General features: G+C 42.7%; 9 protein-coding genes. 8 read left to right on the plus strand and 1 reads right to left on the minus strand.

Features of this window, described 5'->3' with window-relative positions; translation table 11 throughout:
• Nucleotides 1-41: 41 nt before the first annotated feature.
• Complete coding sequence (locus ACFQZX_RS08320) at nt 42-773, minus strand: GntR family transcriptional regulator (RefSeq protein WP_377113695.1); 732 nt, start codon at nt 771-773, stop codon at nt 42-44.
• 233 nt (nt 774-1,006) lie between these two features.
• On the opposite strand from ACFQZX_RS08320, the gene ACFQZX_RS08325 reads away from it, so the two are divergent.
• The 8 genes from ACFQZX_RS08325 to ACFQZX_RS08360 all read left to right on the plus strand — a co-directional run bounded on the left by ACFQZX_RS08325 (nt 1,007) and on the right by ACFQZX_RS08360 (nt 15,014).
• Complete coding sequence (locus tag ACFQZX_RS08325; protein ID WP_377113698.1) at nt 1,007-2,782, plus strand: class I mannose-6-phosphate isomerase; 1,776 nt, start codon at nt 1,007-1,009, stop codon at nt 2,780-2,782.
• A gap of 12 nt (nt 2,783-2,794) precedes the next feature.
• Nucleotides 2,795-5,116 (plus strand): GH92 family glycosyl hydrolase, encoded by a 2,322-nt coding sequence (locus ACFQZX_RS08330; protein ID WP_377113700.1) that lies wholly within the window; start codon nt 2,795-2,797, stop codon nt 5,114-5,116.
• A gap of 15 nt (nt 5,117-5,131) precedes the next feature.
• Entirely contained in the window at nt 5,132-6,535 is a 1,404-nt protein-coding gene (locus tag ACFQZX_RS08335) for a sugar porter family MFS transporter (RefSeq protein WP_377113702.1), read from the plus strand.
• A 144-nt stretch (nt 6,536-6,679) separates the two neighbouring features.
• Nucleotides 6,680-9,706 (plus strand): SusC/RagA family TonB-linked outer membrane protein, encoded by a 3,027-nt coding sequence (locus tag ACFQZX_RS08340; protein WP_377113704.1) that lies wholly within the window; start codon nt 6,680-6,682, stop codon nt 9,704-9,706.
• Between the two features lie 19 nt (nt 9,707-9,725).
• Complete coding sequence (locus ACFQZX_RS08345) at nt 9,726-11,237, plus strand: RagB/SusD family nutrient uptake outer membrane protein (RefSeq protein ID WP_377113706.1); 1,512 nt, start codon at nt 9,726-9,728, stop codon at nt 11,235-11,237.
• 11 nt (nt 11,238-11,248) lie between these two features.
• Nucleotides 11,249-12,169, plus strand: coding sequence for a hypothetical protein (locus ACFQZX_RS08350; RefSeq protein ID WP_377113708.1), 921 nt, complete (start codon nt 11,249-11,251; stop codon nt 12,167-12,169).
• 81 nt (nt 12,170-12,250) lie between these two features.
• The gene (locus ACFQZX_RS08355; RefSeq protein WP_377113711.1) at nt 12,251-13,306 is read left to right on the plus strand and encodes a glycoside hydrolase family 26 protein; all 1,056 of its coding nucleotides are present in this window, start codon (nt 12,251-12,253) and stop codon (nt 13,304-13,306) included.
• Nucleotides 13,307-13,319: 13 nt separating this feature from the next.
• Nucleotides 13,320-15,014 carry a DUF5060 domain-containing protein gene (locus tag ACFQZX_RS08360; protein WP_377113713.1) on the plus strand — a complete coding sequence of 565 codons (1,695 nt, stop codon included), beginning with the start codon at nt 13,320-13,322 and terminating at the stop codon, nt 15,012-15,014.
• Nucleotides 15,015-15,151: the final 137 nt, after the last annotated feature.

A 15,151-nucleotide genomic window follows, 5' to 3' on the forward strand; every position in this document is an offset into this window, starting at 1 on the left:
AGTTAAAGGGAATTATATATACACATCTTTTAAAGTATGTATTATTCCCTTCTGCTTTCAATGGTATAAACAAAGCTGTCTGCCTTATAGTAACCCAGGTTAAACTCTATCGGCCGGTCGCCCTGGTCGTAAACAAACCTTTTGCGAAAAAGTATAGGAGTGTTCAGGTCAACTTCAAGCTTGCCTGCAATGAATTTATCGGCCGCTTTGGCACTTATTTCTTCTTTGGAGAGGTTTGCAATAACCGAATGATCGGTTTCTAAAATCTCGTAAAGTGGGCGTTTGAAGTCCTCATCTCCGGTTAACCCAACACGCGGATGAAAGTAAGATACAAAGTATACAAAAGGGCCTTCTGCCCGGCCGCGCAGCCTTTCTAATTTTAATATTTTCTTTGATGCGCTTATTTCAAAAAAGTTGGCTATTTGTTCATCAGGGTTAACCCAACTTATATGAAGCTCAAAGTTACGGATAGGTATGCCTCGGGCATTCATTTCCTGCGAAAAACTTAGCCAGTTGTTTGATTTTGAGCTAACCTGCGCACCCGCTACTTTGGTGCCTATTCCTTTTTTCCTAATGAGTAAACCTTCATATACCAATTTGTTAAGCGCCTGCCGCAATGTAGTACGGGATATGGCCAGTTGCTTTGCGAGGTCTACTTCATTAGGCAATAGCTTGCCATTGGCATATTGGGGGTCGGTAATGATTTTACGTAAAAGCTCTTCTGCCTGTACATGTAACGGCACAGGGCTTTTATGATTGATGTATAATTTCATTGTGATAAAAATTCATACCGTTAGGGGCTCAAATATAACTGATAAAAGCTACTATGCTATAATGCCTTGCAGCCATTCATATAACCTGAACAAAAATAAAAAAATGTTTGGCTAATCATAACCATGTTTATATGTTTGAACATATTGTGATTTTTTATCTTTAAAATTAATCTGATAAACATCACTTTTATAAAAATTACTTTTTTATATAATTAATAAATAACATAAGCCCGATGAATGATATTGCAGATACAAACTGGAGAATGAGTAAACAACCTTTAATGCCCCAGAGGTTGGCTGGAAAAACGCTTAATACTTATGACTTGTATCCAACTCATAAAATCGGCTCAGGTAAAATTTATAGTGGGTACAGTACTTTGGCGTCATGGATTCATAAGCAAGGTTTTGTTGCCATTGATGGTTATGCAGGTGTATTTTGGAATGATGTTAAAAACCAACTCGCACAAGAGTTTAACAATGCAAATCTTTCTGTTAGATGGATCAGTACTGACGATTTTATCAAGTCACAAGTAGAGATTGAAAAAATTGTAGCGCCATATATTGGCACTCCTAACTCGGTATGGGGCACACGTGCTCAACTTACTTTAAGTGATTTTTACAATTTTGAAAGCATAATCTACCCTGATGACAATTATGATTTGACCATTATATTGGGTGTAGGCGCAGCCGAACTTGCACCTAAAGCACATCTCGTTTATCTTGATCTGCCTAAAAATGAATTGCAGTTAAGGATGCGCGCTGGCGTGATTAATAATTTAGGAGCCGTGTCAGCAAACAATAGTAGTGAAATGTATAAGCGCTTTTATTTCGTTGACTGGGTAGTGCTTAATAATCACAAAAAGCAAATACTTAATAATATCGAAATAATTGGTGACGCGCAATGGAAGGATACGCTTAACTGGATGCAAGGCAGTGATCTGAAAAACGCGTTACATCATATTGGAACAACCGTTTTTAGGGTAAGGCCATGGTTTGAACCAGGAGCGTGGGGCGGACAATGGATGAAACAACACATTGCAGGGCTTAACCCCGATGAAGTGAATTACGCATGGTCTTTTGAGCTGATAGTGCCTGAAAACGGAGTGGTTTTTGAAAGTGACAGTAACCTGCTTGAAGTTTCGTTCGATTTTTTGATGTTCCAGGAACGGGATGCCGTTTTGGGCGATTTTGCTGAGCGATTTGGAGATGAGTTCCCGATAAGGTTCGACTTTTTAGATACCTGGGACGGGGGGAACCTGTCTATTCAATGCCATCCTACCTTAAAATATATTCAGGAGCATTTTGGCGAAACAATAACACAGGATGAAACCTATTACATTCTTGATTGCCAGCCTGAGGCTAATGTGTACCTGGGCTTTCAGGAAAATATTGATGCTGCGGATTTTAAAAAAGTACTGGAAGATAGCCGCGATAACGGTAAGGAAATACAAATTACCGAATACGTACAATTACACCAGGCAAACAAGCATGATCTGTTCCTGATACCTAATGGCACTGTACATAGTGCCGGTGCGGGTAACCTGGTACTTGAAATAAGCGCTACGCCTTATATTTTTACCTTTAAAATGTACGATTGGCTAAGGCTTGATCTTAATGGTAAACCCCGGGCGATTAACATTGACCATGCTTTTAATAACCTCAATTTTGAGCGCAAAGGAGGCAGGGTAAACCAGGAGCTGATCTCCAAACAACAATCCATACAAAAAGGGGAGGATTGGGAGATTGTCCATGTACCTACGCATGCCGATCATTTTTATGATGTACACCGCCTGGAGTTTGATTCAGAAGTAAAGGTTGAAACAGCGGGCTCATGCCATGTATTGATGCTGGTTGAGGGCACTTCTGTAATCATACAAACTGCAAATGGCACCGAAAATACGTATCATTATGCTGAAACATTTGTAGTGCCGGCTGCAGCGCAATCATATACACTGATTAACAAGGGGGCCGGTAAAGCTAAAGTGGTTAAGGCCTTCTTGAAACCATAAAACCTGATAGAGATGATGTCATGTATTAAAAAGCTAACCTTACCTATGCTGTTGTGCTTTACGTTAGTAACAAAGGCGCAGGAGAAGCAACCGGTTGACTACGCCGACCCGCTTATAGGCAGTTCAGAGTCGCGCTGGATGTTAGGGCCCTATGCTACTATGCCATTCGGTATGGTGCAACTGGGGCCAGACAACCAGGGGAGTGTCTGGAAGTCTGGCTATGAATATACATTGAACAATGTAGGTGGCTTTAGCCATATACACTCCTGGACTATGGCCGGCTTATCCATAATGCCAACTGTAGGCGTTTTAAATACCCGCCGTGGCCCGGCTGATGGCCCTACCACGGGATGGACAACCGGATACCGTTCACGTGTCTACAAGGAAACTGAAAAGGCCAGCCCGGGTTATTATGCCGTCAAGCTGATGAATGGCGATATCACTACTGAAATTACTACAAGCACCCGCGCCGGTTTTTTCAAGTTTACATATCCACAAGAAGAGAAAGCCCATATCCTGTTAGACCTTGACGTACCATTCGAAAATACAGCCGAAGTTTTAGATGGGAAGTTTAAATGGGTAAATGATCATGAGATTGAGGGATACTCCAAACAAAAGTGGAGCTGGCAGGAATATACAGTTCATTTTGTGGTAAGGTTTGACAAACCCATTGAAGCTTTTGGTGGCTGGATAGGAGCTAAGGCTATAAAAGATGTAAAACAGATTGCCGGAAAAGGCAAAATGGGCGCTTACGCCGACTTTAAAACAAAAAAAGGTGAAGTAATTCAAATGCAGTCGGCAATATCTTTGGTAAGTATTGATCAGGCCAGGCTCAACCTGCAAACGGAGATGGACCCATACAACTGGAATTTTGAAGCAGTGCATCAAAATGCCCGTAATACATGGAATACATTACTGAGCAAAATAAAAGTGGAGGGTAGCAGTGAGGAAAACAAAAAGAAATTTTACACTAATTTATATCGTTCCTATGTAGCTCGTACTACCTGGAGTGATGTAAATGGTAAGTATATCGATCCTAACGAAAAAGAGCGGCAGGTAGATCCTAACTCGCCTGTATTAGGCTCAGATGCGTTCTGGAACACATTCTGGAACCTCAATCAGCTTTGGACGCTGGTTAATCCGGATATTGCAAGCAAATGGAGTCGTTCATTTCTTGAAATGTATAAAACCGGCGGATGGTTGCCAAAAGGCCCCGCAGGTATCGAGTACTCTGGTATAATGGAGGCCTCGCATGAAATATCACTGATTGTAAGTGCGTACCAAAAGGGCATTCGTGATTTTGATTCAAACCTGGCATTTGAAGCAATGATACATCAGCAAACCACCCCTGGCGTAAAAACACCTGAAAATGGTTTTGCAGGAAATAAATATTATCAATCTTACTTAAAGCTGGGCTATGTTCCTAACGAGGAGGGCCAGGTTTCAAATACTTTGGAATACGCTTATGATGACTGGTGCGTTGCTCAGTTTTGCAAGGCTTTGGGTAAGGCAAAGGAGTATCAAATATTTATAAAACGTGCCGACAACTATAAAAATGTATTTGATCCTGCCGTTAAATATGTCCACATGAAAAACCGTGATGGTAGCTGGGTGAAAGATTGGTCGCCTTATTGCTGTACCGCCTTTGATGGGCCGGGCTATCTGGAAGGAAACGCGTGGCAATATACTTTCTTTAACCCGCATGATGTGCAGGGTGTCATCAACAGGGTTGGTAAGGATGAATTCAACAACCGCTTAAATGAGGGGTTCGAAAAATCTGCCAGGTTCAATTTTAATGCCGATGGCGACTTGTATGATCTGGTACCTATTAACCACGGCAATCAGCCAAATATGCAGGCAGCATGGTTGTTCAATTATTCGGGTAAACCATGGTTGACACAAAAATGGACACGGGAGATCATGAGCAGGTACTATGGCTCCACACCCTATCACGGCTGGTTAGGCGACGAAGACGAAGGTCAGATGGGCGCCTGGTATGTTATGTCGGCAATGGGCCTGTTCGAAACCGATGGCGGCGCTTCTATCAAACCCTTCTATGAAATTGGCAGCCCGTTGTTTGAGAAAGTAACAATAAACCTCGACCCCCAATATTACAAGGGCAAAACGTTTACTATAGAAGCCAAAAACACGTCCGACGAGAACCAATACATCCAATCGGCAACGTTTAATGACAAGCCGCTTACAAAGCCATGGATATATCACCAGGATGTGGTAAATGGCGGTAAACTGGTGTTGCTGATGGGGCCAAAACCTAACGAAAGCTGGGGCAGCAAACAAGGAGACGCACCGCCATCCATGTCGAAACCTAAATAATTGTAAAGTTAAATTATGAGAGAAACAAAAGGTTTAAAATTAAGCACCATCACCCTTGTGGCATCCCTTGGTGGTTTCCTTTTCGGGTTTGATATTGCTGTGATATCAGGCGTACTGCCGTTGATTGAAAAGCAATTTCATCTTACCGCAGCCCAGGAAGGGTGGTTTGTAACATCAGGTCTGGTTGGCTGTATTATAGGCGTAGCCTTTTCCGGCGAATTGAGTGATAGAATGGGCAGGAAAGTACCACTGCTATTATCGGCTGTCTTATTTCTGCTCTCTGCCTTGGGTTGTGCGTTTATGCCGTCATTATTCTGGGTAATAGCAGCCCGTTTGTTAGGTGGCGTAGGCATAGGGGTCGCATCCAACGTAGTTCCCCTGTACATCTCTGAAATAGCCCCTGCAAATATCAGGGGAAGGTTGGTGACATACTATCAACTGGCAGTCACACTGGGCATATTGGTAGCCTATCTTTCCAATGCAACATTGGTGAGTTACGTAGAAACTTCAGGCGGTTCGGGTTATTTTCAAAAAGAAATATGGCGCGCTATGCTCGGACTGGGCGCAATACCTGCATTTTTGTTTTTGCTTGGTTTGTTCGCGGTGCCCGAAAGCCCCCGATGGCTTATGCAAAAAGGACGCAAATCCCAGGCGGCAAATATCAGGTCACAATTATATGGTAATGAAGAAAATCAGGGGATGGTTGAAAAAGTTGCCGATGCACCTCAAGGGTCATACAAAGAACTTTTTGCCCCCGGAATGCGCAAAGCTTTGCTCATAGGTATTTTACTACCTCTCTTTTCACAGTTTAGCGGAATTAACGCGATTATTTATTATGGTCCAAGTATCTTAAGCAATGCCGGCATATCGTTAAGTAACTCGCTGATGAGCCAGATTATATTCGGATTGGCCAATATGCTGTTTACACTGATTGCCATCTGGAAGGTGGATAGTTGGGGGCGCAGGCCTTTGTATCTTTACGGGACTGCCGGAGCGGCAATAACGTTAATAGCTACGGGCGTTTGTTTTTATACAGGCGCAACTACAAGTATATGGTTATTGATCTGCGTACTGGCTTTTTTAGCTTGTTTCGCCTTTTCAATAGGCCCGTTAAAGTTTGTTGTCGCTTCAGAAATATTTCCGAATGCAATTCGTGGGCGAGCATTAGCCATAAGCATTATGGTAATGTGGATAGCGGACGCCATAGTGGGCCAGTTAACGCCTATATTATTACACAGTATAGGCAGTTCGGGTACATTCTGGTTTTTCTCCTTTTTCTGTATCATAGCCTATTTTGTAGTTTACAAGCTACTCCCGGAAACCAAGGGCAAATCACTTGAACATATTGAAAACTACTGGAAAGAAAAAGGCATTGATGCCGGTCAGCAACAAAATGACGATCATATAATTATTCACTGATGTGTGGTAAAGCTGCCCGCTTATGTGCTTGTACACTCAAAAAAGCATTGACTTTACATGATTGTGTACTCAATTGCAACAATAGTGGATTAGCCGCTTTGAACCGTATACTTAATATTGTCCTCATAAACCAATTAAAAATTTATGAGGACAATTTTTTACGCAACTTTTCTTTGTGTAATTTTCTTTTGCTTTGGCGCACCTGATGCGTTTGCACAGCAGAGGCAGGTTACAGGCGTTGTGGCCGATCAGGCTGGTATCACCCTGCCCGGGGTAACCGTAGCCGTAAAAGGTGGCACAACCCGTGCGGTTACTGATGCAAAGGGCAATTATTCTATAGCGGTGAGCGCCCCGCAAGCTACCTTGGTTTTTACATACATAGGTATGCAAACCCGCGAGATAGCGTTAAGCGCATCGCAAACCAAATTGGATGTAACGCTTGATAACGCTACACGCGATTTGAACGACGTAGTGGTCGTAGGTTACGGTATCACAAAAAAACGTGATGTTACAGGCTCGGTAGGGCAGATAAAGGGCAGCGACCTTAACCGTACGCCTGCCGGTAACGTTGATCAGCTTTTACAGGGTAAAATTGCCGGCGTGCAGGTGATAGCACCTTCAGGCCAGCCTGGTGCCAGCGCAACTATACGTGTGCGTGGCTATGGCTCGCGCAGTGATGCCAACGCTTTAGTTGTTATTGATGGTATACCTTTAGGTGATGCGGGAGATATCAAACAGGTAAACCCGGATGATATCGAATCTATCGAAGTTTTAAAAGATGCATCTTCGGCAGCCATTTATGGTTCCAGAGGTGCTAACGGTGTCTTGCTGATCACAACACGCAAAGGTAAAAGCGGGCAGGCACGCATCTCGCTAAGTACGCTTACCACTTTATCTACCCTTGGCAATAAACTTGATCTTTTCCATGATCCGGTTGATGTAGCCATCTTAAGTAACGAATCGCGGATCAATGGGGGCGAAGCGCCGCAGTACGTAGGGCAAACAATTGGCGGTACTTACTACCCTTCTGTTGCAGAATTGCGTGGTATTGACACTAATAAACAGCCATGGCCATACAATACCGACTGGGCTAAGCTGGTTTACCGCAACCCAATTTCGCAAAGCTATACTTTAAGCGCTGATGGGGGTAACGATAAAACTATCTATTCTATATCAGGTAACTATTACAACGAGCAGGGCCTTGCCATTAAAAACGGTTATGAGAAATACATTGGCCGCGTTAACATCGAGCAAAAACTAAAGTCAAACTTAACTGCAGGAGTAAATGTAATCACAACCTGGACAAAAAATTACGGACAGGGATTATCCGTCGACCGCAATATCATATTCCCGGCTTATAATGAAGATGGCAGTTACTTTCATATTGGCAGTAATGATTATAGTAACCCATTACAGATCGCTAACGAGGTTACTAATAAAAGCAAAACGCTCGACCTGCTGACCTCGGCCTTCGTAAGCTGGGATATTATAAAGGGTTTAAACCTGCGCAGCCGCATTAGCAATGCCTATGGTGAATCTATCAGTGATAATTACCAACCCCGCGATGCGACAGGTACAGGCTACCAGTTCCAGGGTTTCGGCCAGGTAAGCAATTACAACTCAAACCACCTCATAGTTGAAAACTTTTTGACCTATGACCGCGATCTGGCCCGGGGCCATCACATCAACTTTGTGGCCGGTACAAGTTATGAGAATACAACTGTTCGTACCTCATTTATTCAAGGGCAGGGTTTTGTTAATGATATTTTAGCCAACGAAAACCTGGCAGGCGCTACTACTTACGTGGTAGGTAATAACCTTACCCGTACGGTGCTTGAGTCGTACTATGGCCGTTTTAACTACTCGTTACTCAACCGCTACCTGTTTACTTTCACCGCACGTACCGATGGTTCATCCAAATTTGGTGAAAATAACAAATACGCTTTCTTCCCAACCGGCGCGGTTGCCTGGAAGGTAAATGAGGAAGCATTTATGAAGAACATACCACAAATATCTGAACTGAAGCTGCGCGGTAGCTATGGTTTGGTAGGTAACCAGGGGATATCTCCGTACCAGTCATTATCGTTGTTAGGTAGTTATAAGTATTTTACCGATGGAGGTTTTCAAACAGGTTATGGCCCACCGTTCTTTAATGATGGTTCTAACGTAAATGGTAAAGTTTTTAACGGATTAGGTAACAAGAGCTTAAAGTGGGAAACTACCCGACAGCTGGATATAGGTTTGGATCTGGGCTTGTTTGATCAACGCTTTACAGTATCCGCAGACTATTACTTTAAGCATACAACAGATCTGCTTCGTTTGAACCAGATTGCATTATCTTCCGGATACAGTGTCATACAAATAAACGATGGTGTTATTGATAATAAAGGTTTTGAGTTAGGTGTAAACGCGCAGATTTTACAAGGCAAACTTAGTTGGAATGTTGGTGGTAACTTAAGCATTAACCGCAACAAAGTGCTAAAGATTGGCGGTGGCAACAGCATCGAGGCAGCACAAGGAGATATTGAAGCTATACGTGCACCTTTAAATTACTACATTAACGGCCAGCCGGCGCAGGTTTTTGTTGGCTACTTGTTTGATGGCATTGTTCAGGAAAACGGCGGTGTTTCGCCGGTGGATGGTACCACCCAAAAAGCAGGTGATATCAGGTACATTGCAGGCGGTCCGCTGCCGGTAGGGCAAAATGGCAAATACATTATTGGTAACCCTAATCCTAAATTTACCTATAGCTTCAATACTTCGGTTAAGTATGCCCGGTTTGATCTTTCGGCACAGTTTTATGGAGTGCAGGGTAATGATATCTTCAATTTTTCAAAGTTCACGCCAAGTGCCCAATTAAAACGCTGGACACCTGACAACCCAACTAACGAGTACCCAAGTGTAAACTCAACAAGGGTAAATTATGCCTCTGACTGGTACGTGCAGGATGGTTCGTTCCTGCGTATCCAAAACGTGAATATCGGTTACAATTTCAAGCCAAATTTTGTGAAAGGTATATCAAACTTAAGGATTTACTTTTCTGGTAACAACCTGTACACTTTTACCAAGTTCAATCCAAGTTTCGATCCGGAAGTTGGAGAGAACGGGCAGTTTGGGGGTAACTACCGCAAACCGCGCGCGTATTCACTTGGTGTAAATGTGAGTTTCTGATCTATAAAAAGACTATAACATGAAAAAGATAAAATATATAGCGCTTATTGTTGCTGCAACCTCTTTTACAGCATGTCGTAAGCAACTGGAGGAAAAGCCATACGGCTTTCTTTCAACAGCCAATTTCTATAAAACCGAAGCAGATGCAAACTCGGCTTTAATATACGCTTATTCCATTTTGCCCGACCTTGATTATTATTCACGTAACTTCATTACACTAACTGAAGCACCTACTGAGGATATTGAAATTGCTGCGGGTAAAAGTGCCGATAACGTATTGCTTGACAAACTTTCTGCAACACCTGTCAATGCAACTTTACGCCCGGGTTTTCAGTTACCTTATGTAGGGGCAAACCGTGCCAATCTTGTTATTACTTACGTGCCTCAGATCACATCAATGCCGGAAGCGGCACGCAATGAAATAGTAGGCGAGGCGTATACTTTGCGGGCATTACATTATTTTAACCTTGTACGGTTATTCGGCGCGGTACCTATGCACCTGGAACCCGTGGACGACCCGAGTAAAACCAATTTGCCAAAATCATCCATACAGGCTATTTATAACCAGATTATTGATGACCTGACAAAGGCCTCTGGTATGATGGACCAGGTACGCAGGCTTGGCCGTGTAAACCAGGTTGGCGCATGGGGTTTACTTTCAAAAGTATATTTAACGCTTGCATCAGCTAAGGCGAGCAACTCTCCAGGATATGATTTTGTGACCAATGCCGACGAGATGTATGCCAGGGCAAAAGAGTATGCAGGCAAAGTAGTGAACGAACAGACCGTTTATGGCCTTGATCCGGTTTTGGTTGATATTTATGACGTTAATAAAAAGAACGGTCCCGAGCATATCTTAGATGCTTCTGCCGACCGCACAGGCACAAACGAAGGGCTTTATTCAAAGCTGCCAAAAATGTTTATGCCCAATCTTAACTTCAAATTACCAAATGGTGTTTTTGTGCCAGGAGGCTTTAACGAGTTTTTAACCGAGCCCGCTTTATACAATAGCTTTGATAATAACGATAAGCGCAAAACAGAGCTCATTATATCGACTATTTACGACGTTGGCAGCGGAAACTCTGGTACGGGCCCTACCCAAAACCTGAGTATTACCGATTCTTATACAAGACCATTCAGCAATAAGTTTAATGATAGTGGATGGCAGGCGGGTGACCAGACAAGTTGTAGTACACCTATAATTCGCTACTCGGATATATTGCTGGTATATGCAGAAGCTTGCGGCCCAACAACAGAAGGCTATAATGCGGTAAATGCTATCAGGAAAAGAGCGGGACTTGGCAACCTGCCGCCGTCGCTATCGGTACAGCAATTCAGAGACGCTGTTTTGCAGGAACGCTCATGGGAGCTTTGTTTTGAAGGACAGCGACTGTTTGACCTTAGGCGTACGCACAATATGGAAAATATATTGGTTGATAAGTACGGTAAAACCATCACCGGCGATGCCTATTTCTTTTCTATACCACAATCTGAGGTGGATAGAAATCCCAATTTAAACGATAATAACTAAGATTTAACAATATGAAACGCATAATATATATATTCATATTTGCCGTCATTTTTCTATCGGCATGTAAAAAAGATCCCTCAGGAGGTATTAAGAGCCATGAACGTGCTATTGAAGCGGTTACTTTAGGCGAAGGCCTTGTACAGGTAGGGCCTGCTGTCGTAGACAGGGCAAACGCTAAAGTTACCGTAAGGGTTTTAATGCAGGATGGCACCAGCTTTGAAAACGTAAAACCAAACATCCAGACATCTTATAAATCAACCGTTTCACCTGCATCCGGCGAAGCCGTAAATTTTGTTGCAGGTAATAACCAGGCAACTTATACGGTAAAATCTGAAACTGGTGAAACCCGCGAGTGGACGGTTGAACTTGTACCGTTTACTGAGCCTCTGTTAGGAACGTTCTCTGTAAATGCCCTTATCGTATATGGTGGTACCGGCCCCGAATATGGTGGTGGTGGTGTAGTAAATATGGTGGATAAGCCTTGGGTATGGCCGGCTACAGGTGGCCCTGCTGCCGAGCTGGATAATACCTTAACTTTTACCTACACAGGCGTTACAGCCGAAGGTAATACAACCGGTACGGTAATGAACAATTCGGGTGCAGATGGTTTATATGCTGACTTTCAGTATATACTTAATCCGGCTACTGATGTAAATAATTTCTATCGTAAAATACCTAAAGGCCAGGGTACATGGGTGCATGATTACAATGCCAACAAGATCATCTTTACGTTTGCTGATGGCAAAACTTCCACCGCATCGTTTTTAAGTGCCGGTACGGTTGATCTGGGTAACGGTAAATCTAAAACTATTACTGATAACTCTTTTTCCTTTCAGCTGAACGGTACCGACGATTGGAATAATATCTATTCAGACTACGATAAGTTTGTTAAACGCCCAAGGGTGTACTTTATAGATGTAAAAAAACAATAAATAATTACCGCGGCCATATTGTGCCGCGGTACTAACCTTTAAAGTAAAGTATACCAAGTGTTGAAGTTAACAATTGAACAAATGAAGAAAAAATATTTTCCGCTGATAAGCTTCGCGGCGGGCTTAGTGCTATTGCTTATGGTACGATGCGGAAAGGATGGAGGCAATTCAATACCTGACAGGCCTGCTAAACCCGATGAGCAGGAAGAAGAGGTAGTAATACCTAATACGCCTTTTAAAACGCTTAGGTATTTATACGGCATAAGCGGCAAACAAACCCTGTCTGGCATACACAATCGCGAGCCAAATGCTACTCCGGCAGCATGGACTAATAAAGTGTTCAGCGTAACCGGAAAGTATCCCGCATTATGGAGTGGTGATTTTCTATTCCAGGCTGATAATATCAATAACCGCCAATTAATGATTGATGAGGCGGTTAATCAATACAAAAAAGGTGCATTAGTTAATATTATGTGGCACTCCTGCAACCCGGCTTTGGCTGAACCTTGCGGCTTTGATGAAAATGGTGTAAAAAGCAAGCTTTCTGATGCTCAATGGACAGACTTGTTGACCGACGGGACGGAAATCAATACCAAGTGGAAAAATCTTGTAGATGAAGTTTGCGTGTACCTGCAACAGTTAAAGGATAAGAATGTTGAGGTGCTGTGGCGCCCTTACCATGAGATGAACCAGGGTGCATTTTGGTGGGGTGGCAGGCCGGGAGCAAACGGCACGCGCAAGCTATATCAGCAACTGCATGATTATATGGTAAAGACAAAAGGGCTTACCAACCTGGTATGGATTTGGGATATCCAGGATTTTGGAAGCCTTGAAAGCGATGCAACAACTTATAACCCCGGTGGTGATTATTGGGATATAGCCGCGTTGGATGTATACGATGGCAGCGGCTATACAACAGCTAAATACAACACTATGCTTGCCGCGGCTAAAGGCAAACCTATTGCCATAGGAGAATGCGATAAGCTGCCAACAGCCTCGCAATTATCTGCACAACCAAAATGGACTTTCTTTATGAGCTGGTCAGAGCTTACTTTTTCGGCCAATACAGATGCGCAGGTAAAAGCGCTTTACAGTGCCTCAAACGTATTGAATTTAGATAAAATGCCTGGTTGGTAATTTGTAAAAATTAATGAAGAGCGTGTTTAATAAAATTGGTTTCCTGGTTGTATTATCGCTGTTGTGTGCAGGTATAGCCTGCGCACAACAAGGCGATATTAAATTTAAGCTGCGCAATAGCAAAGTAATGGAATTTGAAAAGGCCGAGTGGGATATCAATCTTTCGGTACCTTTTGATAACCCTTATGATCAGCAGGAGATCAGCCTGGATATGATATTAACCAGTCCGTCAGGTAAGCCGCTGGTGCTGCCTTGTTTCTTTGAAAGCGGTAATAATAACAATTCTGTATGGAAAGCACGTTTTGCTGCACAGGAAACGGGCGAGTATACTTATCATTTTTTGCTGAAGCAAAAAGGAAAGGAAACAGAAAGCAACGGTTCCGCATTTATGGCTCATCCATCTTCTAAAAGCGGCTTCCTGCATAAAAATGATCTTTGGACCTTTAAATTCGATAATGGTCAACTTTTCAGGGGTATAGGAGAAAACGTCGCATGGGAATCACGCTCATTTGAAAATGATAAATGGACGTATGATTATCTGCTGCCAACCTTATCAAAAAATGGAGCGAATTTTTTCCGTACGTGGATGTGTTACTGGAACCTGCCATTAGAGTGGAAAAACGTACGCTCTACCAAGCGTTATCAAAACACAAATGATTATTTTAATCCGGGAGCTGTTAAGCGTATGGATGAACTGGTAAAACTTACAGATTCGCTCGGCCTGTATTTTATGTTAACTTTAGACTGGCATGGCCATCTGATGAAGGACGGTGGCTGGAAAAACAGCCCCTATAATAAAGTAAATGGCGGGCCCGCAAATACACCTACTGAATTTTTTAGTTTGCCAGCATCTAAGTTAAAATGCAAGAACAAACTTAGATATGTGATAGCGCGGTGGGGATATAGCACTAATATTGCCGCCATTGAGTTTTTTAACGAGGTAGATAACGCTGTTTTTACCCAGCAGGACAGCATACTCATCCCACATAAGGATGTTACCCAATGGCACGATGATATGAGCCGTTACCTGAAAGATATCGACCCCTATCATCATTTGGTTACCACCAGTATATCGCACCGTGACATTGCCGGTATGAATTCAATAGCATATATTGATTTTAACCAGAAGCATATTTACAAGCATACGGAAAAAATCCCGGCTATTTATCCGGATTATATCCAGACTTACGGTAAGCCCTATGTAGTTGGCGAATTTGGTTACAGGTGGGAAGACGCAGACCCTAAGTATGCCAAAGAAGCTGATTTTGATTATAAACGCGGTTTGTGGTACGGTATGTTCAGCCCTACGCCTATATTGCCTATGAGCTGGTGGTGGGAGTTATTTGACGATGAGCAAATGGCCCCATATTTTAAAGGTGTAAGATATATCAGTGATATGATGCTTGATGCAGGAAAGGGGAAATTTGAACATGTAAGTATAAATGCAGGTAATTTGCATGCACAGGCTGTAAAATGTGGTGATATATACTTTGTTTATTTGCTTAATAACACTTTGAGGCCGCAGGCGGGCAATGTGGTCCTGCCAGTAGCATATAAAAGGGGTATACTTGTTAGCTCATTTGATCCGGCAACTCGTTCAACGGTTCCCGTATCTACAGTCAAAACCACAAATAGCGCGATAAATATTACAACAATCACGCTTAACCCGAAGCAGGAAAAGATATTGATTATAAAGTTACAGAAGTAATTACTTTTTACTTTGCTTATTTTATATTTGAGTAACCAGTTATAACGCTTTTCTGCATTCATCACTACCCGGCAACTGCTGTTCGGTGCAGGTTTATACTGTAAATATTTGCTTATGAAATATTTATACACATTTTT

This window comes from Mucilaginibacter litoreus, assembly GCF_042676805.1.
Classification (GTDB): Bacteria; Bacteroidota; Bacteroidia; order Sphingobacteriales; family Sphingobacteriaceae; genus Mucilaginibacter; species Mucilaginibacter litoreus.

Bases quoted from the DNA above. Each gene is read 5' to 3' on its own strand.
- ACFQZX_RS08360 (WP_377113713.1), top strand. From the start codon at position 13,320: ATGAAGAGCGTGTTTAATAAAATTGGTTTCCTGGTTGTATTATCGCTG.
- ACFQZX_RS08320 (WP_377113695.1), bottom strand. From the start codon at position 773: ATGAAATTATACATCAATCATAAAAGCCCTGTGCCGTTACATGTACAG.
- ACFQZX_RS08340 (WP_377113704.1), top strand. From the start codon at position 6,680: ATGAGGACAATTTTTTACGCAACTTTTCTTTGTGTAATTTTCTTTTGC.
- ACFQZX_RS08345 (WP_377113706.1), top strand. From the start codon at position 9,726: ATGAAAAAGATAAAATATATAGCGCTTATTGTTGCTGCAACCTCTTTT.
- ACFQZX_RS08350 (WP_377113708.1), top strand. From the start codon at position 11,249: ATGAAACGCATAATATATATATTCATATTTGCCGTCATTTTTCTATCG.
- ACFQZX_RS08335 (WP_377113702.1), top strand. From the start codon at position 5,132: ATGAGAGAAACAAAAGGTTTAAAATTAAGCACCATCACCCTTGTGGCA.
- ACFQZX_RS08355 (WP_377113711.1), top strand. From the start codon at position 12,251: ATGAAGAAAAAATATTTTCCGCTGATAAGCTTCGCGGCGGGCTTAGTG.
- ACFQZX_RS08330 (WP_377113700.1), top strand. From the start codon at position 2,795: ATGATGTCATGTATTAAAAAGCTAACCTTACCTATGCTGTTGTGCTTT.
- ACFQZX_RS08325 (WP_377113698.1), top strand. From the start codon at position 1,007: ATGAATGATATTGCAGATACAAACTGGAGAATGAGTAAACAACCTTTA.